At 70.8% G+C, this 21,053-nt stretch carries 27 protein-coding genes; 10 read left to right on the forward strand and 17 right to left on the reverse strand.

All coding sequences use genetic code 11. The features are described from left to right. Positions 1 to 242 precede the first annotated feature (242 nt). From GVV86_RS01970 to flgB, 12 genes are read right to left on the reverse strand one after another with little or no spacing between them, the layout of a single operon-like run. Complete coding sequence (locus GVV86_RS01970) at positions 243 to 1,415, reverse strand: flagellar hook protein FlgE (protein ID WP_159617578.1); 1,173 nt, start codon at positions 1,413 to 1,415, stop codon at positions 243 to 245. A gap of 41 nt (positions 1,416 to 1,456) precedes the next feature. Next, a complete protein-coding gene (locus GVV86_RS01975) occupies positions 1,457 to 1,870 on the reverse strand; it encodes a flagellar hook assembly protein FlgD (RefSeq protein ID WP_246199698.1) in 414 nt (137 codons plus the stop codon). Between the two features lie 14 nt (positions 1,871 to 1,884). After that, positions 1,885 to 3,600 (reverse strand): flagellar hook-length control protein FliK, encoded by a 1,716-nt coding sequence (locus GVV86_RS01980; RefSeq protein WP_159801080.1) that lies wholly within the window; start codon positions 3,598 to 3,600, stop codon positions 1,885 to 1,887. Next, positions 3,597 to 4,283 carry a C40 family peptidase gene (locus GVV86_RS01985; protein ID WP_159801082.1) on the reverse strand — a complete coding sequence of 229 codons (687 nt, stop codon included), beginning with the start codon at positions 4,281 to 4,283 and terminating at the stop codon, positions 3,597 to 3,599. Before GVV86_RS01985 ends, GVV86_RS01980 begins: the two co-directional genes overlap by 4 nt. Continuing rightward, the gene (locus GVV86_RS01990; protein ID WP_159801084.1) at positions 4,280 to 4,711 is read right to left on the reverse strand and encodes a hypothetical protein; all 432 of its coding nucleotides are present in this window, start codon (positions 4,709 to 4,711) and stop codon (positions 4,280 to 4,282) included. Before GVV86_RS01990 ends, GVV86_RS01985 begins: the two co-directional genes overlap by 4 nt. Continuing rightward, on the reverse strand, positions 4,708 to 6,042 hold the full coding sequence (locus tag GVV86_RS01995) for a FliI/YscN family ATPase (RefSeq protein ID WP_159801086.1): 1,335 nt from the start codon (positions 6,040 to 6,042) through the stop codon (positions 4,708 to 4,710). The genes GVV86_RS01990 and GVV86_RS01995 overlap by 4 nt, the downstream gene beginning before the upstream one ends. Beyond that, complete coding sequence (locus GVV86_RS02000) at positions 6,039 to 6,647, reverse strand: FliH/SctL family protein (protein ID WP_159617573.1); 609 nt, start codon at positions 6,645 to 6,647, stop codon at positions 6,039 to 6,041. Before GVV86_RS02000 ends, GVV86_RS01995 begins: the two co-directional genes overlap by 4 nt. Then, a complete protein-coding gene (gene fliG, locus GVV86_RS02005; protein ID WP_159801088.1) occupies positions 6,637 to 7,656 on the reverse strand; it encodes a flagellar motor switch protein FliG in 1,020 nt (339 codons plus the stop codon). The genes GVV86_RS02000 and fliG overlap by 11 nt, the downstream gene beginning before the upstream one ends. Then, positions 7,653 to 9,272: a flagellar basal-body MS-ring/collar protein FliF gene (gene fliF / locus GVV86_RS02010; protein ID WP_159617572.1), complete on the reverse strand. Its 1,620-nt coding sequence runs from the start codon at positions 9,270 to 9,272 to the stop codon at positions 7,653 to 7,655. Before fliF ends, fliG begins: the two co-directional genes overlap by 4 nt. After that, positions 9,272 to 9,577, reverse strand: coding sequence for a flagellar hook-basal body complex protein FliE (gene fliE, locus GVV86_RS02015; protein ID WP_159617571.1), 306 nt, complete (start codon positions 9,575 to 9,577; stop codon positions 9,272 to 9,274). The genes fliF and fliE overlap by 1 nt, the downstream gene beginning before the upstream one ends. Then, entirely contained in the window at positions 9,577 to 9,969 is a 393-nt protein-coding gene (locus GVV86_RS02020) for a flagellar basal body rod protein FlgC (protein WP_159617570.1), read from the reverse strand. Before GVV86_RS02020 ends, fliE begins: the two co-directional genes overlap by 1 nt. Continuing rightward, a complete protein-coding gene (flgB, locus tag GVV86_RS02025; RefSeq protein WP_159617569.1) occupies positions 9,969 to 10,310 on the reverse strand; it encodes a flagellar basal body rod protein FlgB in 342 nt (113 codons plus the stop codon). Before flgB ends, GVV86_RS02020 begins: the two co-directional genes overlap by 1 nt. Before the next feature lie 202 nt (positions 10,311 to 10,512). On the opposite strand from flgB, the gene GVV86_RS02030 reads away from it, so the two are divergent. Then, positions 10,513 to 10,821, forward strand: coding sequence for an MmcQ/YjbR family DNA-binding protein (locus tag GVV86_RS02030; RefSeq protein WP_159801090.1), 309 nt, complete (start codon positions 10,513 to 10,515; stop codon positions 10,819 to 10,821). Positions 10,822 to 10,906: 85 nt separating this feature from the next. On the opposite strand, the gene GVV86_RS02035 is transcribed toward GVV86_RS02030, so the two are convergent. The 4 genes from GVV86_RS02035 to GVV86_RS02050 form a co-directional block, all read right to left on the reverse strand. Continuing rightward, positions 10,907 to 11,245, reverse strand: a complete 339-nt coding sequence (locus GVV86_RS02035) for a hypothetical protein (RefSeq protein WP_159801092.1) — start codon at positions 11,243 to 11,245, stop codon at positions 10,907 to 10,909. After that, complete coding sequence (fliS, locus tag GVV86_RS02040; RefSeq protein WP_343206278.1) at positions 11,235 to 11,669, reverse strand: flagellar export chaperone FliS; 435 nt, start codon at positions 11,667 to 11,669, stop codon at positions 11,235 to 11,237. Before fliS ends, GVV86_RS02035 begins: the two co-directional genes overlap by 11 nt. Then, on the reverse strand, positions 11,666 to 12,994 hold the full coding sequence (gene fliD, locus GVV86_RS02045; protein WP_159617566.1) for a flagellar filament capping protein FliD: 1,329 nt from the start codon (positions 12,992 to 12,994) through the stop codon (positions 11,666 to 11,668). The genes fliS and fliD overlap by 4 nt, the downstream gene beginning before the upstream one ends. A gap of 124 nt (positions 12,995 to 13,118) precedes the next feature. Further along, positions 13,119 to 13,982 (reverse strand): flagellin N-terminal helical domain-containing protein, encoded by an 864-nt coding sequence (locus tag GVV86_RS02050; RefSeq protein ID WP_201291322.1) that lies wholly within the window; start codon positions 13,980 to 13,982, stop codon positions 13,119 to 13,121. A 241-nt stretch (positions 13,983 to 14,223) separates the two neighbouring features. Between GVV86_RS02050 and GVV86_RS02055 the strand changes: the two genes are divergently transcribed. Genes GVV86_RS02055 through GVV86_RS02070 form a run of 4 tightly spaced genes read left to right on the forward strand, consistent with a single transcriptional unit; the run spans position 14,224 to position 17,403 of the window. After that, positions 14,224 to 14,706: a flagellar protein FlgN gene (locus GVV86_RS02055; protein ID WP_159617565.1), complete on the forward strand. Its 483-nt coding sequence runs from the start codon at positions 14,224 to 14,226 to the stop codon at positions 14,704 to 14,706. Between the two features lie 10 nt (positions 14,707 to 14,716). Next, entirely contained in the window at positions 14,717 to 16,144 is a 1,428-nt protein-coding gene (gene flgK / locus GVV86_RS02060) for a flagellar hook-associated protein FlgK (RefSeq protein ID WP_159801094.1), read from the forward strand. Between the two features lie 3 nt (positions 16,145 to 16,147). Next, a complete protein-coding gene (gene flgL / locus GVV86_RS02065) occupies positions 16,148 to 17,032 on the forward strand; it encodes a flagellar hook-associated protein FlgL (RefSeq protein ID WP_159617563.1) in 885 nt (294 codons plus the stop codon). Further along, positions 17,029 to 17,403, forward strand: a complete 375-nt coding sequence (locus GVV86_RS02070; protein ID WP_159801096.1) for a flagellar assembly protein FliW — start codon at positions 17,029 to 17,031, stop codon at positions 17,401 to 17,403. Before flgL ends, GVV86_RS02070 begins: the two co-directional genes overlap by 4 nt. 51 nt (positions 17,404 to 17,454) lie before the next feature. Here the strand turns inward: GVV86_RS02070 and GVV86_RS02075 are convergent, their stop codons facing one another. Beyond that, positions 17,455 to 17,958, reverse strand: a complete 504-nt coding sequence (locus GVV86_RS02075) for a hypothetical protein (protein ID WP_159801098.1) — start codon at positions 17,956 to 17,958, stop codon at positions 17,455 to 17,457. 113 nt (positions 17,959 to 18,071) lie between these two features. Here GVV86_RS02075 and GVV86_RS02080 point away from each other — a divergent pair, with 113 nt between their 5' ends. From GVV86_RS02080 to GVV86_RS02100, 5 genes are all read left to right on the forward strand, one after another. Then, entirely contained in the window at positions 18,072 to 18,524 is a 453-nt protein-coding gene (locus tag GVV86_RS02080; RefSeq protein WP_159801100.1) for a VOC family protein, read from the forward strand. A gap of 56 nt (positions 18,525 to 18,580) precedes the next feature. Then, positions 18,581 to 18,997, forward strand: coding sequence for a fluoride efflux transporter FluC (locus GVV86_RS02085; protein ID WP_246669845.1), 417 nt, complete (start codon positions 18,581 to 18,583; stop codon positions 18,995 to 18,997). Beyond that, the gene (gene crcB, locus GVV86_RS02090) at positions 18,994 to 19,365 is read left to right on the forward strand and encodes a fluoride efflux transporter CrcB (RefSeq protein WP_159617560.1); all 372 of its coding nucleotides are present in this window, start codon (positions 18,994 to 18,996) and stop codon (positions 19,363 to 19,365) included. The genes GVV86_RS02085 and crcB overlap by 4 nt, the downstream gene beginning before the upstream one ends. A 200-nt stretch (positions 19,366 to 19,565) precedes the next feature. Next, positions 19,566 to 20,618, forward strand: a complete 1,053-nt coding sequence (locus tag GVV86_RS02095) for a TerC family protein (RefSeq protein WP_159617559.1) — start codon at positions 19,566 to 19,568, stop codon at positions 20,616 to 20,618. Further along, entirely contained in the window at positions 20,602 to 21,033 is a 432-nt protein-coding gene (locus GVV86_RS02100; protein ID WP_343206279.1) for a winged helix-turn-helix domain-containing protein, read from the forward strand. The genes GVV86_RS02095 and GVV86_RS02100 overlap by 17 nt, the downstream gene beginning before the upstream one ends. The last annotated feature ends 20 nt before the right edge of the window (positions 21,034 to 21,053 follow it).

Here is a 21,053-nt window from a genome sequence, read left to right on the forward strand (position 1 = left end):
CGAAACCGCCCCTGCGGTGGGCAGCTTGCCTCCCGCTGCGGTGTGGCTGGGCGCGCTGTCCGACCTGGGCGGTGGAGGGGTCTTCGGTCATCGCCTCGCCGGTTAACGAGATGGTGCCCCTTCCCGCGGGCTGCGCCGGGGTAAGGGGCACCATCGTGAGGAGACAACTCGGGCTCCGGACATAACCCCGGAGTGAAGCCATCCTCGTAGTTCCTCGGGAGACAGCCGATTCTTCCGGAAATCTACCGCTTGAGGTTCGTCAGTTCCTGAAGGACCTCGTCCGAGGTGGTGATGACGCGCGCATTGGACTGGAAACCGCGCTGGGCCACGATGAGGTTCGTGAACTCCTGCGACAGGTCCACATTGGACATCTCGAGGAAGCCACTGGCGATGGTGCCGAATCCCGGCGAGCCGGCCGTGCCGAGCGCCGGATTGCCGGAGTTGGCGGTGGCCCGGAAGGTGGAACCGCCGGCCTTCTCCAGGCCGCCGGGGTTGGTGAAGGTGGCCAGGGCGATCTGGCCGATGACAATCCGGCTGCCGTTGCTGAACGCGCCGGTGATGCTTCCGTCCTTGCCCAGGGCGAAGGACTCGAGGGTGCCAGCGGCGCGCCCGTCCTGCGCCGAGACCTTCACCGTGCTCAGGCCCGCGAACCCGGTCACCCCGGTGAGGTCGACGTCGACCCCGCCAACGGTCAGCGCCCCGCCTCCCGTGAGCTTGCCGTCGGTGAAGGTGAGGGCGGTGGTGCCCGTCGCGGCGCCGTCGGCACCGTTGACGTTCCAGCCACCGGCGGTGCGGGTGAAGGTCAGGGACAGGGTGCGTACGTTGCCCGATGCGTCGTAGACCTTGACGTCGCGCACCAGGGAGGACCCGACGGCGGATTCGGCCGGGAGGTTGCCGTCGATGGTCGCGCTGCTGGTCGCCACGGCCGGGGCGGTGTTCTGACCCAGGACGATGTTGCTGACGGCTCCGCCCTTCTGCACGACGCCGTTGACGGCAGGCCAGCCCTGGAGGAAGGCGCCGTCGGGGGTGACCAGGCGCCCGCGCTCGTCGAAGTCGGCGTCGAAGGAGCCGGCCCGGCTGTAGACCTGCTGGCCGCCGGAGTTCAGGACGAAGAAGCCGTCGCCGGAGATCATCAGGTCCGTTGCCTTGCCGGTGGCCTGGGCGGAGCCCTGGGCGAAGTTGGTCGAGATCCCGGCGACCTGCACACCCAGGCCGATCTGGGCGGGGTTGGTGCCGCCGCGGTTGTCGTCACCGCCGCCGGCTGCCTGCTGCAGCTGCGAGAGGGTGTCCTGGAACTGCACGGAGGAGGACTTGAAGCCGTTCGTGTTGACGTTCGCGATGTTGTTGCCGGTGACATCGAGCATCGTTTGGTGGGAACGCATGCCGGAGATGCCGGAGAAGAGTGAGCGGAGCATGGTGCTTCCTTCCGAAAGAGGGAGAGTGCGGGTGGATGGTGCTAGGAGACGATGCCGGAGATTTGGTCCAGGGGGACCGTAGCGTCACCGACCTTGACGCGGGGGACGGCGCCTTCGAAGGACACCGAGGACGCGGTGCCGGTGACCTCCGTGCCGTCCTCCTTGGCGTAGCTGACCTTCTTGCCGATGAGCGCGGCCGCGGCCGCGCGCATCTGCAGGCCGAAGGCCTCCTCGCCTTGAGCGGAGAGTTCGGTGAGCCGCTCCATCATGGCCAGCTGCGTGGTCTGGCCGATCATGGCGTTGGTGTCCATGGGGGAGCCGGGGTCCTGGTGCTGCAGCTGCGTGACGAGCAGGGTCATGAAGACCTTGCTGTCCATCTGCTGCTGCGGCGCGCGGGACGGCGCCGTGGCGTACATCCCGCCGGGGGCCGGCGCTGCTACTGGGTCGATGGGCACGAGTTCTCCATTTCTCAGGCCATCACATTCAGTGAGGGCGCGTCGTCGGAAAGGCGGGGGCGGCGGTCGGGCTGCGGGGCGTCGTCGTCCCGGCCCGCGGGGGACCGGCCCGGGTGCTGCTGGGCGGGACCGCGCCGCGAGCCCTCCGCCCCCGGTTCGCCGGGCTGGTTGCGGGAGGACAGGTCGAGGCTGGCGTTCAGGCCGGAGCCGGCCAGGTCCCGCTTGAGCTCAGCGAGCACCGCCTTCAGGGCGTCCCTGCCTCCATCGGTGGGAGCGAAGAGCTCAACCCGGACGCTGCTGTCCGCACCGATGAGTGCCCGGACCGTCACCGGGCCGAGGTCCTCGGGGGTGACCTTCAGCACCAGAACGTGCTCGCCCGGGGCCTTGCCCGCCAGGGCCGTCACCGGACGGGACAGCTGGGTGGCGAGGGCGGCCGGCGGCGCGGCGGGGGCAGCAGGGTTCCCGGTACCCGGAACTGGAGATACGGCCGGCGCTTGGAAGCTGCCGGCGGGGGGCTGAAGGCCCGGGGCCGGCCCCTGCAGGTGCGGCGCGGTTCCCGCGGGGGCGGCCGGTGCAAGGCCGGCGGGCGCGGGGGCACCGGGGGCCGGGGCCGCCGAGGTGGGCGTGCCGGTGGCAGTGCCTGCGGCGCCGCTGCCTGCCGGGCCGGGGTGAAACGCCGCACCGGCGGAGGCCGGTGCGGCGGAATCGGGAGCCACGACCGTGCCGGCTGCGGAGACCGGCTGCGCGCCCGTGGCCGGCACCGGTCCGGGGGCACCGGACGGCTGAGCCGCGGGTGCACCGGAAGTGGTGCCCGCTCCTGACGCAGCGGCATGGGGTGCCGTGGCGGGTGCCTGCCCGGGCAGCACCGGGGGCGGTGGCGCCGGCGGCGGCATCCCGGATCCTGCGGCCGCTCCAGCGACGGCGGTTGCGGAAGCGGCTGCCGCGGCCGAGCCGGGAGCGGTTCCGACGGGGGCCACCGTTCCGGTACCGGGCAGTACCGCTGTGGGCACCACGCGGTTGGCGGAGGGTGCCGCGTCCGTGTCCGCTCCGGTCGTCCCGGGTGCCTGGGTGCCGGCCGATGAAAGCATGGTGTCGGTGTCGGTGGTTCCGGCGGCCGTGGTCCTCGCCGGACCGGTACCACCGCCTGCCGTGACGACGCCCGGTGTGCAGAATTCGACCCCGGCCTCGCCTGCCGACACCGTGCCGGCAGGAAGCGGATCGGCAGGAAGCGCGGGGGCGCCTTCGGTGGACGCGGCGGTGTCCTGTGCTGGGTGCTCGGAACCGCCGTCAGCGGGTTCGGCCCCGCCGGCAGGTGCACCTTCCGGTGCGGTGCGACCGACCGCCCCGGAAGTTTGCGGGCCAGTGCCGGGCCCGCTCACGCCTGCCTCACCGGGCGTCGTGCTTCCGGTGGGGCCGGTGCGGGAATCGGCAGGAGCGGAGAAGTCGGCCGGGCGGCGCGCTTCGGCAGGATCCGGACGCCCGGCATCGCGGTCGGCCTGAGCATTGCGGTCGGCCTGAGCATTGCGGTCGCCCGAGGGACGGGCGGCCCCGGCGCTGCGGTCGGACGCGGGACCCGGGCGCCCTGCAGGACGGGCAAGCGCCTCGCCGAGGGCCGAGGCGAAGGCCCCGGCCTCGCCGGCACCCGACCCGCTGCGCGGCCGGGCCGCCGGGGCCGACGCCGGTGCGGACGCCCCTGCCGTCCCGCGCAGGCCCAGCGCGGTGCCGCTCATCCTGCGGCTCCGGCGGACGCCGCACCGAAGGAGGAACCGGCAGGCAGGATCCGCCGGATGGCCGTGACGTTCGAATCGTTCTCCCAGGCGTCCCGGATCTGGATGGTTGAGCCGGGCTGGGGGGCGTCGACGGCCTTCCCGTTGCCCAGGTAGATCGACACGTGCCCGGTGTTGAAGGTGAACAGCAGGTCGCCGGGACGCGCCTCGGCCATCGACGCCACGGGCGTGCCCTGGTTGACCTGGTCCCAGGTGGTGCGGGGCAGCTCGTAGCCGAGGTCCCGGAAGACGTGCTGGACGAAGCTCGAGCAGTCAAGGCCGGCCGCCGGGTCGTTGCCGCCCCAGATGTAGGGCAGGCCCAGGTATTTCCGGGCCGCAGCCTCCACTGAGGACGCCGACCCGCCGTCTGCGCCTCCCGCGGCCGGGGCGGCCGGACCGGCCGGACCAGCGAGGCCGGGTACGCCGGGGACCGCGGACGCACCGGTGCCGCCGGCGGTCACCCCGGCGTTCGACAGCGCCTCAGCGAACACCGAGGCGTTCGCCGCCGCCTCGGCGGCCGCCGCGGGGGAGACCTGCCCGGCGCGGCCCGGGGCCTCCGCGGAGGCCGGGGCCCCCATTGAGGAATTGAGGGTACCGAGGGTGCCCTGGATCTGCTGGATCCGCTCGAGGGCGGTGGCCATGCTCATCGCCCGGCACCCCGCGCTGCATGCCGGGCCGACGAGGTGAGCTCATCGAGGAACAGCTGCTCGGCGCGGAGGTCGGCCGCGGCCTCGCGCACCGAATGCTTCGCCTCGAGTTTCTCCAGCCCGATCGAGCGCGCCCGGGCCGTCGAAAAGGCGGCCTGTGCCTGCTCGGCCGCTTCCCGGCGGGTGCGCTCGAGGGCCTCAAGATCCGCGAGCAGGGTGCGGGCCGCGGCCCGGGATGCGGCGATCGCCGCGAGGGTCTCGGGGCCCGTGGCCTCCGACGCGGTGGTCTCGAGGTCGATGCGTGCCTTCGCCTGCCGGTCGGCGGTTTCGGCGACCCTTGCGTTCGCCGCGGCGAGGTCGCCGGCGGCCTCGTCCTGTTCGAGCCGGCGCAGGCGGAGCAGCCCGGCGAGCCGGAAGGTCTGGGTCATGGAGTACCTCCGAGGGATTGGGCGAGGAGGGCGAGTCGGTTCCAGGCATCCGCCGTCGGCGTCTGGTCGTCCATGCCCTGCTGAAGGAAGGCGTTGATCTGGTTCTCGTGGGCCAGCGCCGCGTCGACGAGCGGGCTGGAGCCGCTGCGGTAGGCGCCGACGTCGATCAGGTCCTGAGCCTGGCGCCGGGCGGCGAGGACCTTCCGCAGGGTCAGGGCGAGGCTGCTGTAGTCCTTCGGGTTGACCTTCGAGGCGACGCGGGAGATGGAGCCGAGGACGTCGATCGAGGGGAAGTGCCCGGCCACGGCCAGCCGGCGGTCGAGGACGAGGTGACCGTCGAGGATGGAGCGTGCGGCGTCGGCGATCGGTTCGTTGTGGTCGTCGCCGTCCACCAGCACCGTGTACATGCCGGTGACCGAGCCCGAGGTGTCCGTGCCGGCGCGTTCGAGCAGCCGGGAAAGCACGGAGAAGGTGGACGGCGGGTAGCCGCGGGTGGCGGGAGGCTCCCCGACGGACAGGCCGATCTCGCGCTGCGCCATGGCCACCCGGGTCAGGGAATCCATCAGCAGCACGACGTCGGCCCCGCGGTCACGGAAGGACTCGGCGATGCGGGTGGCGGTGAACGCCGCCCGCAGGCGCATCAGGGCGGGTTCGTCCGAGGTTGCGACGACGACGATGGAACGGGCCAGGCCCTCGGCGCCCAGGTCGTCCTCAAGGAATTCGCGCACCTCCCGGCCGCGCTCGCCGACGAGCGCGATCACCGAGACCTCGGCGTCGGTGCCGCGGGCGATCATCGACAGCAGCGAGGACTTGCCGACGCCCGAGCCGGCGAACAGGCCCATCCGCTGGCCCTTGCCGATGGTGGTGAGGGTGTCGACCGCGCGCACGCCGGTGGCGAGCACGTCGGTGATCCGGGCCCGTCCCATGGCGCTGGGGGATTCCTTGTCGAGCGCCACGAAGCCGTCGGCCTCCACCGGGCCGCGGCCGTCGATGGGCCGGCCCAGCCCGTCGAGCACCCTGCCGAAGAGCCCGGCACCGGTGGGCACGAGGACGGCCGCCGTGGCGGCGCGCACGGGCAGGCCGGTGCCGAGGCCGCTGACCGGGGCGAGCGGCATGCAGCGCAGCCGGGGCCCCTCGGCGGCGACGACCTCGGTGATGACTTCCCGGCCGCCGTCGCCGACGGTCAGCAGGTCCCCGACGGCCCCGGCGAGCCCCGACACCTCGAGGCCGAGCCCGACGACGGAGGTCACGGTGCCGACCTGTTCCGGGGCGCCCACGCGGACGGCGGTGGCGAAGCGTCCGGCGTGCGGCCGCCACGCCGTCGTACTCATGCGGCACCGCCGGCGAGGGCGGCGCGGACCCGGGCCACCGCGGTGCTGATGCGGGCGTCGAGGAACCCGTCGGGGTATTCGGCCACGGCGTCACCGGCGGCCAGGGCCGGGTCGGCGACCAGCTGCACCTCCGGCGGGCACACCCCGGCCGCGGTCAGCCGCGCCAGGTCGGCCGGGTGGAGCCGCACGGTGTGGACGGCGAAGGGCAGGGGCGCGTTCAGCGCCCGGGCCACGATGGACCGGGTGGAGTTCCCGCCGTCGGCCAGCTCGTAGCCGATCACGGCCTCGGCCAGCTCGAACGCCGCGGCGGCGAGGGCGTCCTCGACGGAGTCGATCACCGGAACGGAGGCTGCGGTGAGGGCGGAGGCCGCCGAGCGCAGCACTCCGAGGGCCGCGTCGATGCGCGCGGCGGCCGTGCGGGCGGCCGCGAGCCGTTCCTCGTCGGCCTGCTCCGCTGCCGCGGCGGCATGGGCCGCCGCTTCCCGCAGGCCAGCGGCGTAGCCTGCGGCGTGGCCGCGGACTCGGCTTTCGGCCTCGAGGCGTTCGCGCTCGGGGTCGCGCAGCGAAGGGTAGGCGAGAGGGGAGAAGGCTTCCTCAGTAGACAAGGTCGTCCTCCTCGCCGCGGCGCACGGTGATCGAGCCCTCCGCCTCGAGGGCGCGGATTGCGCGCACAATGTCAGCGCGGGCCTCCTCGACCTGGGAGGCGCGCACCGGCCCGGTGGCGTTCATCTCGGCCTGGAGCATTTCCTTATTGCGCTCGGACACGTTCTTCTGGATGGTCTCGACGACGGCGGCGGGGGCCCCGCGCATAGCCACGGCGAGCAGGGCCGGATCGATGCCGCGCAGGATGGCCTGGATGTCGCGGCGTTCGAGCTTGACGATGTCGGCGAAGGTGAGCATCCGGGAGCGCACCTCCTCGGCCAGTTCCGGGTCGCGCTCCTCGAGTTCCTGGAGCAGGGCTTTCTCGATGGCGACGTCGGAGCGGTTGATGATGTCCACGAGGGGCTGGATGCCGCCGACGGTCTCGAAGGTCTTCCGCGGCGCGAGAATCGCACCGGCCCGAAGCTTGAGGATGTCGGCGACGATCGTGAGCGCCTCCGGGGACGCCGCGCCCATGGTGGCAAGGCACTGGGCGACGTCGGCGCGCTGGGACTCGCCCAGGCCCGCCAGCACCGCCGACGCCGTGTCCGGCCGGAGGTGGGCGAGCACGAGGGCGATGGTCTGGGGGAGCTCGCCGTCGAGGATGCCCAGCAGCTGGCCGGGTTCGGCGTTGGCGAGGAACTCGAAGGACTTCCCGGCCATGGTGGAGGCCATCCGGGTCATCAGCCCGGCGGCCTTCTCCTGCCCGAAGGACGCCTGGAGCAGGCCGGCGGCGAAGTCCCGCCCGCCCCGGGCGGGCCGCTTGCCCTGGACCGTCACCTCGTGGAAGTCGATGATGACCTTCTCCGCGGTGTCCGGGTTCACCGAGCGCAGCTTCACGATCTCCGAGGCGACGTCCTCGGCCTCGGCCTCCGTGAAGTGCTGCATCACCTGCACCGCCCGCTCTTGGGACATCTGCATCAGGATGACGGCGGCCTTCTGGATCCCGGTGAGGTCGATATCCGTTTCGCTCATACCGGGACCTTTTCGTCCATCAGGTCACGCAGGTAGTCGGCGGTCTTCTTCGGGTCACGGGCGGCGAGGGATTCGATCTCGTTGCGGGCCAGTTCGGCCGCGGCCGGTTCGGCCGGCGGCAGCGGGGCCGGGGCCGGGGCCGACGGCAGCACCACGCCGATTGACGACGTCGTGGGCGCCGGCTCGATCGGGGTGACGGCGGGCAGGTCAAGCTCGAACGGCGCCGCGAGCGGCCGCTCGCCCAGATCGATCAGCTCACGGCGCTGGCGGCGGTTCCGCACGGCGAAGACGATCACGACGATGAGCACCAGCAGCACGGCGCCAATGGCGTAGAACCCGGTGCGCAGCAGCTCGGCGTTCCGGGCGTCCTCCTCGGCGGCCTTGGCCTCGGCCAGGGCGGCGGCGGCCTCGTCGGCTCCGGCGGTATTGAACGGCAGGACCTCGACGGCGACGGCGTCCCCGCGCTCCTCGTCGATGCCGGCGGCGGTGTTCACCAGCCCGGTCAGGGCGGCCAGGTCGAGGCCGCGGGCGGCCTCGGCGTCAAGGGCCACCGAGACGGTCTGCCGGTTGAGGGAGCCGGCGGGGATCGCCGTCGTCTCGGTCGTCTTGTTGAGCGCGTTGTTGCGGGTGCTTGTTTCGGAGTCGAAGGTGCCGTCGCCGTTGCCGCCGTCGGGCACGGCGATGTTGTCCGGGCCCAGCACGCCGGCTCCGCCGCCGCCGGTCCCGGTGTAGGTCTCGGTGGTCGTGGACTCGTTCAGCGCCGGTGCGTCCTCGGGGGTGGTGAAGGTTTCCTCGAGCCGCTCCCCGGATTCGTTGTTCATGTCCGCGGCGACGGCGACCGACGCGTTGCCCGGGCCGAGCACCCGGTCGAGCATCGCCTGCACGGCGCCGGAGACGCGCTGTTCATAGTTGGAGGCCTGCTTGTCGGAGGAGCCGGTGGCGCCGACGCCCACGGCCGACAGGACGGTGCCGCGCGAGTCGATGACGGCCACGTTCTTGGCCTGCATCCCCTCGAGGGAGGCCGAGGTCAGGTGGACGATGGCCTGCACCTGGTCGTCGCTGAGTTCGGCGGCGCTGCGGGTTTCGACGAACACCGAGGCGGTGGGGTCGGCCTTTTCCTTGGTGAACACCGTGGCCTCGGGAATGGCCAGCTGCACGGAGGCGGTCTTGACGCCCTCCATCCCCTCGATGGTGGCGGCGAGTTCCCCTTCGAGGGCGCGCTTGTAGGTGACGGACTGCTGGAACTCGGAGGAGGTCACGCCCATGTCGTCAAGCAGTGAGTAGCCGCCGGTCGACTCCGAGGGAAGCCCCGCGGAGGCGGCCTTCAGCCGCTGGTCGTAGACGTTCGCCTCGGGCACGAGGATGGTGGAGCCGCCGCTGGTGATTTCGTAGGGCACCCCGTCGGTGCGCAGCTGCTCCACGATGATGCTTGCATCCTCCGCCTGGAGCCCCGAGAACAGGGGGGTGTAGGCGGGCTTGGTGAGCCAGGAGGTGAGCAGCACCGAACCGAGGACGAGCACGGCGACCCCGAGCAGGGCCAGGGTCTTCTGGGCCAGGGAGAATTCCCGAACCGTCCCGGCCACGCGCGCCATCGAGGCCGGCAGGAGGGAGGCCATCAGGCCTGCATCCGCATGATCTCATTGAACGCGTCGACGCCCTTGTTGCGGACGGCGGCGACGAGTTCAAGGGACACCGCGGCCCGCGTCGAGGCGATGGTGGCGTCGTGGATGTCGTCGAGGTTCCCGCTGGCGGCCTTCAGCGACAGGGTGTCGGACGCACCCGAGAGTGCCTGCACGTTGTCCACGGCGGCGGTCAGGACTGAGGCGAAGGCCGACCCGTCGGTCGAAGGGGCCGGGGCGGTGGCGGGCACGTAGCCCGTGGCGGTGATCGCCTGGACGGGGGTCAGCGGTGCGGGGGCCATCAGGACCTTCCAATCTGGAGTGCGGCTTCGTAGGTGGTTTTGGCGCGGTCGACGACGGCGGCGTTGGCCTCGTAGCCGCGCTGGGCCATGATGAGCATCGACATCTGTTCGCCCATGTCGATGTCGGGGTAGCGGACGTACCCATCCTCGTCGGCCAGGGGGTGGTCGGGTTCGTGGACCATGCGCCCCTCGGCGTCGCCCCACTCCGCCCCGCGGACGTACACCCCGCCGACGCCGGCGCCTTCCTGCGCGACGATGTAGCGGGCCTGGAAGGCAGCACCGTCGGTGCTGGTGGCCGTGTTGATGTTGGCGAGGTTGTCCGACACGGCGTCGAGCCACTTGCGGTGCACGGAGAGGGAGGTCCCGGCGATGCCGATCGCGTCGAAGGTCATCAGTGGGTCCTCATCGCCGTGCGGACATTGTTGAACGTTCCTTCAACGGCGCGTGCCGCGAACTGGTAGCGCAGCACCGTGTCGATATTCGAGAGGGTTTCGGTGTCGAGGTTCACGTTGTTCCCGTTCAGCTTCGTCGGCTCCAGGGACCGCTGCATCTCGCTCTGGGCTGCGCCGCTGCCGGCGCGGACGGAGGCGGTCAGGGCCTCTTCGAACTTGACGCGGCGTGCGGTGTAGCCGGGGGTGTTCACATTGGCGATGTTGCTGGCGATGGCCTTTTGGCGCAGCGCCAGCCCGTCGAGCGCACTGTGAAGTCCCAGAGAGGTGATGGATTCGAACACGGCGGCCTGCCTTGAGGTGGAGGTGCAGGCCGGTCGACGGCCTGGGGAGGTGAGCAACGGCTGCTCACCAATATCTATCGGCGTCGGCTGCGGATTGGTAAGGAAACTTCCCGAGAGAATCCGGGTTCCGCCCGGGAGCGACGCAGCTGAACCCGGACCCTGACGCTGGACGGCGCCGCCGGTCCCTGAAACCCTTGGAAACGTGGCAACCGAGGACGACGTGCGGCGAGTGTGCCTTTCCCTGCCGGGAGTCACCGAACGGTCGAGCTGGAACCAACCGGCGTGGTTTGCGCGCACCCTGATCGCCCGGATGTGGGCCGAGGGCGTGCTCACGGTGAAGACGCAGGAACGCGACGCGCTGCTCGCGGCCGATCCGGACACGTACTACATCACGCCGCATCACCGGCGATCGCCTGAACTGGTCCTGGTCCGCCTCGCCCGCATTGACGTCCGGGAACTGGAGGAGCTGCTCGAGGAGTCCTACCGGATCGGGGGAGGCAGGCCCTCCTGATCAGCTGCCGGCGCCATGCGGGCCGCCTCCGCCGTTCCCGAGCCGGACCCCTCCCGGCGTGTTGCGGATGCGGGTTGTCGAGTGCTCAGCCCGTGACGTCGAGGCTGCCCGTCCTGGCCAGATCGGCTGAGGCTGACTCCACGGCCCCGAGATGGCGGGCCACCGTCGCCCGCGCCTGACCCAGTGCGGCCAGTGCGTCCATCTGGGCCTCATTCACGCGGCGCGCATGCTCGCGGAGGTCGGCCGGCAGCGGGCCCAGGCCCTGCGGCGGTTCCCAGGCGGCGATGGCGGGAGCGGGAAGCTGCGGGTCGGAGGCGGCGCGCTGGGCCTCGAAGACGACGTCCTCGAGCTGGGCCAGCGCCGCGGTCCAGCCTGCACGCCCGAGGGCGCCGGCCCCCTCGGCTCCCGCGGCGTCAGGCCACACCAAGGCTCCCGGCGGATCGGGCCGGATCCCAGGAGTTCTGGGCCGGCAGGGATGCCGAGGCCTCGTGCCAGGCCTCGCGCAGCGGCTCGAGCAGGGCGATGCATTCCCGGGTGGCCTGGATGTCGCGGTGCATGTTGGCCGCCATCAAGGCGTTCGACACATAGGTGTAGAGCCCGAACAGGTTCTCCGCTCCGTCCCACGCGTCCTTCTTCAGGGACGAGGACAGCTCGGCGATGATCTCCTGCGCGTGGAGCAGCTGCGCCGACGCGGCCTGCCAGTTCTCGGCCGCCTGCGCCTGTTCGGCACGGGCCAGGTCGAGCAGCAGCCGGTCGTAGAGCATGGTGAGCAGCCGTGCCGGTGTCGCGGAGAGGACCGATTCCCGCAGGTACTTCCGGCGCTGGTCGATGGAGGTGTTCATCATCATTTCTTTCCGTCACTTCCCTGGGTCGGCAGTGTGGCGAGCTGGGCGGTGAGCCAGCTGGACTGCGCGTTCATTGCCTGCATCGCCACTTCGAGCGCCGCGTAGGTGCTCTTCAGGCGTGCCTCGCGCGAGGCGAGCCGGATGTCCCAGTTCGCCACCTGATCGTTGAGTTCCCGGACCTGGCCCTCGCCGCTGGTGATCTTCGAGGCGATCACACCGCCGTACTTATCCGACGCCGTCTTCCCCGCCGCTTCGAGGCGCGAGCCGATGGTGCGCACGGCTGCGTCCACCGCCGCGGGGTCCTTTGCCAGCGCGGCCTTGAACTTGGCGGGGTCGAACTCCATGGTGCCGTTCTTGGTGATGCTGATGCCGTATTCGGACGGCGAGACACCGCCGATGGGGGCCGACGCCGCCGTGAGCAGGCTCTGGCCGATGCTCCGGACCGCGCTGTCGGTGGTGAACACCCCGAGGGTGGTGACCGGCTTGCCGTTTGCGTCGGGCGTGGTCGAGGTTTTCTGCTTGCTGGTGATGTAGGCGAGCACATCGTTGAGGCCCTTGACCAGTGCTTCGGCCTTGGCCGCTATGCCGTCGGCGTCCTGGGCGACGCTGACGGTGACAGGCGTCGCCGAGACCGCCGCAACGGTGACGGAGAGGCCGGTCTGCAGGTTCGCGAAGGTGTTGGTGCCCGAGGTGACCGGCTGTTCAGCGGCTGTTCCCTTCCACAGGGTGATCTGGGCGTCCTGGGCCGATTGAATCTGGGTGAAGGTTCCCGCGGTCCCGGAGAGCGTGAAGGCCCCGGCCGCGCCGGTGGCCTTGGAGGTGAGCTGGAGCCGGTAGTTGCCGTCACCGGTGGAGACTTTGGTGGCGGTGACGTTGGCGGTTGAGGCGTTGACTGCCTGAACGACGTCGTCGAGGCTCGTCGACGCGGCGGTGACCGTGACGGCGGTGCCGTTGGCGCCGGTGATGGTCAGGGAGGTGTCCGGCCACTGGGTGAGCGGGGCCGAGACGGAGCTCTGCTTGGTGGCGAGCCGGTCGATCGTGAATTCCACCGAGCCGGCGGCGGCGCCGGTGCCTGCGGAGGCCGTCGCCGCGGTCGAGGTTGACGTGGCCGTGAACAGGGAAAGGGCGCCTGGCTTCGCGGCGGCCGTTGACAGCGTGGTGAGATTGGCGATCCCGGTATTGAGCGCCTTCAGGGCGTCGACGGTGGCCTGGGTGCGCACCGATTTGTTGTAGAGGATGTTCTGCGGGATGCGTTCGATGTCCATCATGGCCTTGATGAGCGCCGTCGTATCCAGCCCGCTGGCCAGCCCGTCCAGTGAAAGTCCCACGAGTGTTCTCCTCCGAAGCGTCGATCTGGGTATTGAGGGTGAACAGGAACCGCCGGCGGCGGCACAGGCGGGCTGGGGTGCCCCGCCCGGCTGCCACCGGCGGTTCCGTTACGAAGCAGTCGGTTTAGCCGAGGAGCTTCAGGACGCTCTGGGTGGACTGGTTGGCCTGGGCGAGCATCGAAACGCCGGCCTGGGAGAGGATGTTGGCCTTGGTGAACTTGACCATCTCCTCCGCCATGTCGGTGTCGCGGATGCGGGATTCGGCGGCGGCCAGGTTCTCCTTGGAGACCGCGAGGGACTTGCCCGCGGACTCAAGGCGGTTCTGGGAAGCACCCAGCTCCGAACGCTGTGCCGAGACGGCGGCGATCGCGACGTCCAGTGCGGCGACCGTGGTCGTCGCGCCGGCCGAGGTGGCGACGTCGAATCCGGTTGCCCCGGCGACGCTGGAGAAGACCGGGCCGGCGCCGTTGATGCTGGCGTTGGCGTCGCCGAGGTTCACCGAGATGGTGTTGTCGGCGGCACCGTCGGCGCCAACCTGCAGGCTGATGACACCGGCGGTTCCAGCGGTACCGTCGAGGAGCTTGATGCCGTTGAAGTTGGTGGACGAGGTGATGCGGGCAAGTTCCTCACCGAGGGCATCGGCTTCGGTCTTGATCGCGGTGCGCGACGACGCGTTGTTCGAGTCGTTGCCGCCCTGGACAGCCAGGTCGCGCATACGGTGCAGGATCGAGTGGACCTCGGTCAGTGCGCCTTCAGCGGTCTGGATGACGGAGATGCCGTCCTGGGCGTTGCGCTGGGCAACCCCGAGGCCCGAGACCTGCGAGCGCAGGCCCTCGGAGATGGACAGGCCGGCAGCGTCGTCGGCAGCACGGTTGATGCGGAGGCCGCTGGAGAGCTTCTCCAGGGACTTGCTCAGGTCGTTCTGCGTGTTGGACAGGGCGCGGAAAGCGTTGTTCGCCGCGGTGTTGGTATTGATCTGCATACCCATGATCTATTCCTCCATGAATTGTTGTGTAGCGTCGGGCCCATCCTTGGGCCTTACGCAGAGAACAATCGGCGGCTCCGGCGGCGGCGTTAGCAGGATGCGAAAAGTTTTTTCCCATAGGGCTCGAGCCGGGCTCGACGGCGGCGCCGCACCTTACATCGGCCGGCATCCCGCCGATGGTTTCTACGTAAGGTGCGGCAGCAGGAAGCGACCGCTGAGCCAATCTAGGAGAGTCTTAGGCACTATGGGAATCCAGGAGCTATCAGCCCAGCTCTGGCATGAGCGTGAACTGCTTGAACTTCTGATGTTCAAGCTTGAGGAGGAGCAGCTCCTGCTCACGGCCGGGAAGACGCGCTGGCTGCAGCATGCAACCCGCGAGGTCGAGGGCGCCGTCGCCCTGCTGCGGGCCAGCGGCCTGGCACGCGACGTCGAGGTGCTTAATGTCGCGGCCGAGTGGGGTGCCGGGGAGAACGCAACGCTGCGCGAACTGGTGCAGCACGCACCCGTTGGCCCCTGGGCGGACATCCTCTCGCGGCACCTGCAGGTGATGACGGAGCAGACCGAGCGCATCAAGGAGCTCCGGGACGCCAACGCCCAGTTCCTCCGCGCCGCGGCCCGGTCCACCCAGGAGGCCCTCGCCGGGCACCGTGCGGAGGCCGGCACCTACGATGCCCGCGGCATGACCGCCGGCGTCGACACGTCACGGCTGATCGACACGAGGGTATGAGGGAGGCGTCATGGGCAGCACATTCGGAGCACTGAACACCGCGCTGAGCGGACTGAACGCCGCACGCCAGGGCTCGGCCGTGACCGGCCAGAACATCGCCAACGCCGCCACCGAGGGGTACACCCGCCAGCGGGTCACCACCTCGCCGATGGGCCCGCCCGCGCGCGTCGGGCTCTTCTCCTCGGGCGTGACGCCGGGCCAGGGCGTGCAGGTCGACGGCATCCGTCGCCTGGGTGACATCTTCCTCGACGCCAGGGTCCGGGCGACTTCGGCCGACGCCGGGTTCGCCGGGGCGCGGGTCAAGGCGCTCGACGGGCTCGAGGGGATCCTGCAGGAACCCGGCAAGAACGGCACCTCCGCCGCGCTGCAGAAGTTCTGGACCTCGTGGCAGGACGTGGCCAACAACGCCGGGGCGCCGGCGCCGTCCGGGGTCCTGCTCGAGGAGGCCGGCGCCCTGGCGGCCAAGCTCGCCCACGGGTACACCCAGATCGAGGCGCAGTTCTCCACGGACCGGCGGCAGCTGGACCTGCTTACCTCCGAGGTCAACGCCGCCGCCGTCCAGGTGGCCGGACTCAACGCCGGCATCCGCTCCGCCCTGAACGCCGGCGCCTCCGCGAACGAGCTGATCGACAAGCGGAACCTGCTCACCGCGGACATCGCCTCCCTCGTCGGCGGGACCGTCCGGCCCCTCGGCGACGGCACGGTCGAGGTGCTCGTGGGCGGGAACGTGCTCGTCTCGGGTGACTCCGCCAATGCCCTGCAGGTCAGCGGAGGCTACCGGCTCGAGGACGCTGCCGCCGCCCCGGTCCGGCTCGAATGGGCCCACCGGCCCGGCAGCGCCGTTCCGCTCGACGGCGGCAGGATCGGCGGGATGGTCTCGACTCTCGCCCCGGCCAACGGCAAGGCGGCCGGCGGCGACCTCGCCGAGGCCGCGGCCGCGTACGACGCCTTCGCGGTGCGCCTCGCGGAATCGGTCAACGCCGTCCACCGCGGGGGAGAGACAGCCGACGGCCGCACCGGCCTCGACTTCTTCCGGTTCGATCCGGCGCTGCCGGCGGCCAAGGGCCTGCGGGTCGCGGCGGCCTCCGCCGCGGACCTCGCCACGGGCCGGCCCGGCGCCGGCGGAAAGGACGGCTCCAACGCGGACGCCATCTCCCAGATCCGCCATGCCGCCGACTCCCCGGACCGGCTGTGGAGCGGCTTCGTCACGGCATTGGCTGTCACGGCGCGTGCCGACAACCAGCGCGAGGATCTCGCCGGGGTGGCCGCCGCGTCGGCCCTCGGCCTTCAGCTGTCCCAGTCCTCGGTCGACATCGATGAGGAGAGCGTCAGCCTGCTCACCTATCAGCACGCCTACCAGGCGTCCTCGCGGGTGATGACGGCCATCGACGAGATGCTCGACGTCCTCATCAACCGCACCGGATTAGTAGGAAGGTAACCAATGCTCAGCCGCGTCACCAACACCACCATGACGAACACTGCCCAGCGCAACCTGCAGGCCAGCATGATGCGCCGCGCCGAGGCCCAGGAACACGCAATGACCCTGAAGCGGATCAGCAGGCCCTCCCAGGACCCCATGGCCGCGGCGGATTCACTCCGGGTCAAGGCGGACCAGCAGTCGGCCGCCCAGTACACCCGGAACATCGACAACGGCAAGGGCTGGCTGACGGCCCTTGACTCCGCCCTGTCCAACACCAGCAAGCTGATGACGCGGGTGCGCGAGCTGACCATTCAGGGCGGCAACGAGACCCTGTCCCCGGCCGCGCGCAATGCGATCGCCGTCGAAGTCGAGGGGCTGAAGCGGGACCTGCTCGGGCAGGCCAACACTCGGTTCCTCGGGCGCAGCGTCTTCGCGGGCAACTCCGATGCGGAGGCCGCGTTCACCGGCACCCCGCCGGTGTTCACCGGAGCCCCCGGCAGCACCGTCGAGCGCCGGGTGGGTGAGGGGCAGACCATCCGGGTCGACGCCGACGGCGCCGCCGTGTTCGGCAACGGACCCGGTTCGGTCTTCGACCTGCTGGACGGGATCGCCGCCGACCTCCGCGCCGGCATCAGCACCTCGGCCCGCCTCGGCGCCGTCGACGCCCAGTTCAATCGAGTGTCGGCCGGCCAGGCCGAGATCGGGGCGCGGCATTCGCGCCTGCTGAACGCCGAGGACACCAACAAGGTCCAGGTGGCGGCGCTCGAGGAGCAGCGCGCGGGCATCGAGGACCTCGACCTGGCCGAGATGCTCACCAACCTCAAGATCCAGGACCTGAGCTACCAGGGCGCCCTGAGCGTCACTTCGAAGGTGCTCTCGCCGACCCTCTTGGACTTCCTCCGATGAGCGCTGCCGTGAGCTTCACCGCTCCTCCGCCGGGTTTCGAACCCCACGTCGAGTTCACCCTCGCCGCCATCGACGGCGCCGACGGGCTGTATTCGCTGACCGCGGCCGACGACCGCGGGCTGCGGGTCTTTGTCGTGGATCCGGCGATCTACCTGCCGGAGTATCTTCCCCGGTTCTCGGCAGAACTCCTCGAGGCGATTGGCCTCGGGTCCGCACAGGACCCGCAGGTGCTCGTGGTGGCCCGCCCCGGCGGGGAGGCCACGACCGTCAACCTCCTGGCGCCGGTGCTCCTCAACCCCGCGACGGGGCAGGGCTCACAGGTGATCCTCAGCGACCAGCACTGGCCGGTCCAGGCCGAACTGCGCGCCTGAGGTTCCGCGCCGGGTGACGGCCTCCGCCGCGGCCCTCCGCCCCCGGGGTCCTCAGGGGCGGAACACGATCCGCACCCGCGGATCGGCGGCCGGGCCGCTGATGAAGGCGTCGACGGGAACCGGATCGAGGATCTCGCGGAAGCCCTCGGCGTCGGCCTCGGGGGCGAGCGCCCCCGCCGCGGGCTCCGGGCGGGGCGCCGCGCCGGAACGGGCAGGGCCGGAGCGGGCTGTGCTGCCGAAGGTGGCGACGCCCACCGGCTGGGAGATCAGCGCCGGGATGTTGGCGGTGAACCGGTCAAGGACGTAGGTTCCGGTCCGGCTCTCCCCGGTGCGCGGGTCGGTGTACTCGACCCGGACCGGCACGCGGATGTTGTTCCGGTCGCGGTCGAAGTGGGTCTGCGGGCGCACCGCGACCACCCGGCCCGACGCCCGGGTCCCCTTCCGCCGCGGAGCCGCCTCCTGCTGCTGCGGGCGGGGCCTGCGCAGCAGCAGGGCCGTCCCTCCGGTGAGCAGGGCAAGGCCGACGGCGGCGGTGAGGGGAATCCAGATTTCCACCCGGCCATCCTAAACCGGCCGGACGGCAGCTCTGCCCATTCCGCATTGCGGGCCGGCCCCGCCGGCCGCACACTGTAAGGGTCCTAAAGCACACCAGAGATGGGGAGCAGCACATGGCCAGCAAAGTCTTCATCAACCTTCCGGTCAGCGATGTGGAGAGGTCCAAGGCCTTTTACACCTCCCTGGGCTGGACCCTGAACCCGTCCTTCAGCGACGAGAATTCCGGATCGCTCGAGGTCAACGACAGCATCTACGTGATGATCCTCAGCCACGAGCACTACCGGCAGTTCACCGACAAGCAGATCGCCGACACCTCGGTGACGTCGGGGGTCATCAACGCCCTCAGCGTCGACGACCCCTGGGAGGTCGACGCCTTCCTCGACCGGGCCCTGGCCGCCGGCGCCGCCGAGGGCAAACCCCAGGACTACGGCTTCATGCGGTCCCGGAGCTTCAGCGACCCGGACGGCCACGCGTGGGAGGTCTTCTGGATGGACCCGATCGCCTCTTCGGGCGACTGGGACGCCGTGCAGGAGAAGTACCCGCAGGCCCCTCAGGTCCCGTCCTGAAACCTGCCCGCCGGGCCGGCCGCCCGGCGCACCGCCGGCCGGACCTCCTGCTGTTAGTGGTGCTTGGAGGTTCGCTGGGCACCCTCGCCCGCTATGGCCTCGACCTGCTCCTTCCCGCGCCCGGCGGGCTTCCCCTTGCCACCTTTCTCATCAATCTCTCGGGGGCGTTCCTGCTCGGCTGGCTGCTCGAGCGCCTCGCCGCCGCCGGCCCCGACACCGGCCGGCTCCGGGCGGCGCGGCTGACCGCAGGCACCGGGTTCCTGGGCGGTTTCACCACCTACAGCGCACTCACCGTGGAGGCCGTGCTGCTGCTTGACGCCGGGCGCACGGCGCCGGCCCTGCTCTACCTCGCCGCGACGTTCCTGCTCGGCGCCGGAGCTGCCGCCTGCGGTGCCGCAGCGGGGTCGGCGGCCCGACGGCGCCCGGACGCCGAGCGGTTGCCGGCCGACCCGCGGCAGGGGGGTGTTCCGTGACCGGTGCCGTGTTCGCGATCGCAGCCGCCGGAGGCCTCGGCGCCGGCGCCCGGTTCCTCCTCGACGGGATGATCTCCTCCCGGATGCGCTCCGGGTTCCCGCTCGGCACCGTGCTGATCAATATCTCCGGATCGTTCCTGCTGGGACTGCTCGCCGGGTTCGCCGCGTCCGCCGCCCTCGAGCGGTCCGTCGTCCTCGTTGTCGGCACGGGATTCCTCGGGGGCTACACGACCTTCAGCACCGCGAGCGTCGACACCGTCCGTCTCCTGAAGGCCGGCCGGTGGAGGCTGGCCCTGCTCTCGGGCCTCGGAACCCTGACCGCCGCCCTGGGCGCGGCGGCCGCCGGCTTCGCCCTGGCCGCGGCCTGACGGCTCCGAGGCCGTCGGCGCAGGTACCCCCTCCTTGTGCTCGATAGGTGAAGTGTGCTTCACTAATTGAACGCGGAGGGGAGTATCCCCCAGTGTCCCGTCGTCAGTCCGGCCGCCCCTGAGCGGCTCGGCGGGACAGGCTCCATCACGAGCCGGGAAAGACCTCCAGTTAGTTGACCTGACTGGAAAGGCAAGACCCCATGACTGTTCCCTTCTGGGCCTGGCTGGCAGTGATCGGCGTGATCGTCGCCATGCTCGCCATCGACCTGTTCGCCCACCGCCGCGCCCACGTGATCGGCGTCCGGGAGGCCGCCCTCTGGTCCGCCGTCTGGGTTGCCTTCGGTGTCGCCTTCGGAGCGCTCATCTGGCAGGTGTACGGCGCCGAGTTCGGCCAGCAGTACTTCGCCGGATACCTCATCGAGAAATCCCTGGCCGTCGACAACGTCTTCGTCTGGGCCATCATCTTCAGCTACTTCGCCGTCCCCCGCGAATACCAGCACAGGGTCCTGTTCCTCGGGGTCCTGGGTGCGCTCGTCTTCCGCGGCATCTTCATCGCCGCCGGCTCCGCCATCATCGCCTCCGCCGGCTGGGTGCTCTACCTGTTCGCGGCCTTCCTGCTCTACACCGGCTACCGGATGATCCGCCAGCGCAACGAGCACATGGAGCCCGAAAAGTCCCGTGCCCTCAAGCTGTTCCGCCGCTTCGTCCCGATGACCGATGCCTTCCACGGCCAGCGGTTCCTCATCCGGAAGAACGGCGTCCTCCTCGCCACCCCGCTGCTGGCGGTGCTCGTCCTCGTCGAGGTCACGGACATCATCTTCGCTGTCGACTCCATCCCGGCGATCTTCGCCGTCACCGACGAGGTATTCCTTGTCTTCACCGCCAACGCCTTCGCCATCCTCGGCCTGCGGGCAATGTACTTCCTGCTCGCCGACCTGATGCACCGCTTCATCTACCTCAAGGTCGGCCTCGCGCTGGTGCTGATCTGGGTGGGCATCAAGATGCTCCTGAAGATCGACATCTTCTACATCCCCACCCCGATTTCACTGGCCGTGGTCGTGACCATCCTGGCCGTGTCCATCGGTGCCAGCCTGCTCGCCACCCGCGGACAGGCCCGGCAGCCGCTGGCGTCCCCGGTGAACCCTCCGTTCCGGGTCGCCGATCCGGCCGAGACGGCCGAACTGGACCCGCTGTGGCGGCGTCCGGTACCCGCCGGAAAGGGCTCAGGACCCGACGGTGGTTCGACCCTCTAACGGGGAGCCGGACGCCGATCCGGCCGCAGGACAGGGAACCCCGCCGGTGCGCTCCGACCGGCGGGGTTCGCCCGCGTCGCACCCTTGGACCTTCCTGACCCACCACGGCCACGTGCTGCTGGCCGTGGCCGGCGATCCGGACATGCGGGTCGCCGACCTGGCGGACCTGGTCGGAATCAGCCCCCGCGCCGCGCTGTCGATCCTCAAGGACCTCGAGACCGCCGGATACCTGCGCCGGATCCGGATGGGGCGGCGAACCCACTACGTCATTGAGCCGCACCGGCACTTCCGGCACCCCGCCACGGCCGGCCACGAGGTCGACGAACTCATCAATCTGTTCACCGGGCACGCGCCGGCCCCCGGCGGCGCCCCCGCCGCCGGGTCGTCCAGCCCGGGCGCTGTCCGCCCCCATTAGTTTTTCTACACGGGTGCGAA

Origin of the sequence: Arthrobacter zhaoguopingii, from assembly GCF_009828595.1 — a bacterium.
Classification (GTDB): Bacteria; Actinomycetota; Actinomycetes; order Actinomycetales; family Micrococcaceae; genus Arthrobacter_D; species Arthrobacter_D zhaoguopingii.

Bases quoted from the DNA above. Each gene is read 5' to 3' on its own strand.
- GVV86_RS01970 (WP_159617578.1), bottom strand. From the start codon at position 1,415: ATGCTCCGCTCACTCTTCTCCGGCATCTCCGGCATGCGTTCCCACCAA.
- GVV86_RS01980 (WP_159801080.1), bottom strand. From the start codon at position 3,600: ATGAGCGGCACCGCGCTGGGCCTGCGCGGGACGGCAGGGGCGTCCGCA.
- GVV86_RS01985 (WP_159801082.1), bottom strand. From the start codon at position 4,283: ATGAGCATGGCCACCGCCCTCGAGCGGATCCAGCAGATCCAGGGCACC.
- GVV86_RS01990 (WP_159801084.1), bottom strand. From the start codon at position 4,711: ATGACCCAGACCTTCCGGCTCGCCGGGCTGCTCCGCCTGCGCCGGCTC.
- GVV86_RS01995 (WP_159801086.1), bottom strand. From the start codon at position 6,042: ATGAGTACGACGGCGTGGCGGCCGCACGCCGGACGCTTCGCCACCGCC.
- fliG (WP_159801088.1), bottom strand. From the start codon at position 7,656: ATGAGCGAAACGGATATCGACCTCACCGGGATCCAGAAGGCCGCCGTC.
- fliF (WP_159617572.1), bottom strand. From the start codon at position 9,272: ATGGCCTCCCTCCTGCCGGCCTCGATGGCGCGCGTGGCCGGGACGGTT.
- fliE (WP_159617571.1), bottom strand. From the start codon at position 9,577: ATGGCCCCCGCACCGCTGACCCCCGTCCAGGCGATCACCGCCACGGGC.
- GVV86_RS02020 (WP_159617570.1), bottom strand. From the start codon at position 9,969: ATGACCTTCGACGCGATCGGCATCGCCGGGACCTCCCTCTCCGTGCAC.
- fliS (WP_343206278.1), bottom strand. From the start codon at position 11,669: ATGATGATGAACACCTCCATCGACCAGCGCCGGAAGTACCTGCGGGAA.
- GVV86_RS02050 (WP_201291322.1), bottom strand. From the start codon at position 13,982: ATGGGTATGCAGATCAATACCAACACCGCGGCGAACAACGCTTTCCGC.
- GVV86_RS02055 (WP_159617565.1), top strand. From the start codon at position 14,224: ATGGGAATCCAGGAGCTATCAGCCCAGCTCTGGCATGAGCGTGAACTG.
- flgK (WP_159801094.1), top strand. From the start codon at position 14,717: ATGGGCAGCACATTCGGAGCACTGAACACCGCGCTGAGCGGACTGAAC.
- flgL (WP_159617563.1), top strand. From the start codon at position 16,148: ATGCTCAGCCGCGTCACCAACACCACCATGACGAACACTGCCCAGCGC.
- GVV86_RS02070 (WP_159801096.1), top strand. From the start codon at position 17,029: ATGAGCGCTGCCGTGAGCTTCACCGCTCCTCCGCCGGGTTTCGAACCC.
- GVV86_RS02080 (WP_159801100.1), top strand. From the start codon at position 18,072: ATGGCCAGCAAAGTCTTCATCAACCTTCCGGTCAGCGATGTGGAGAGG.
- GVV86_RS02095 (WP_159617559.1), top strand. From the start codon at position 19,566: ATGACTGTTCCCTTCTGGGCCTGGCTGGCAGTGATCGGCGTGATCGTC.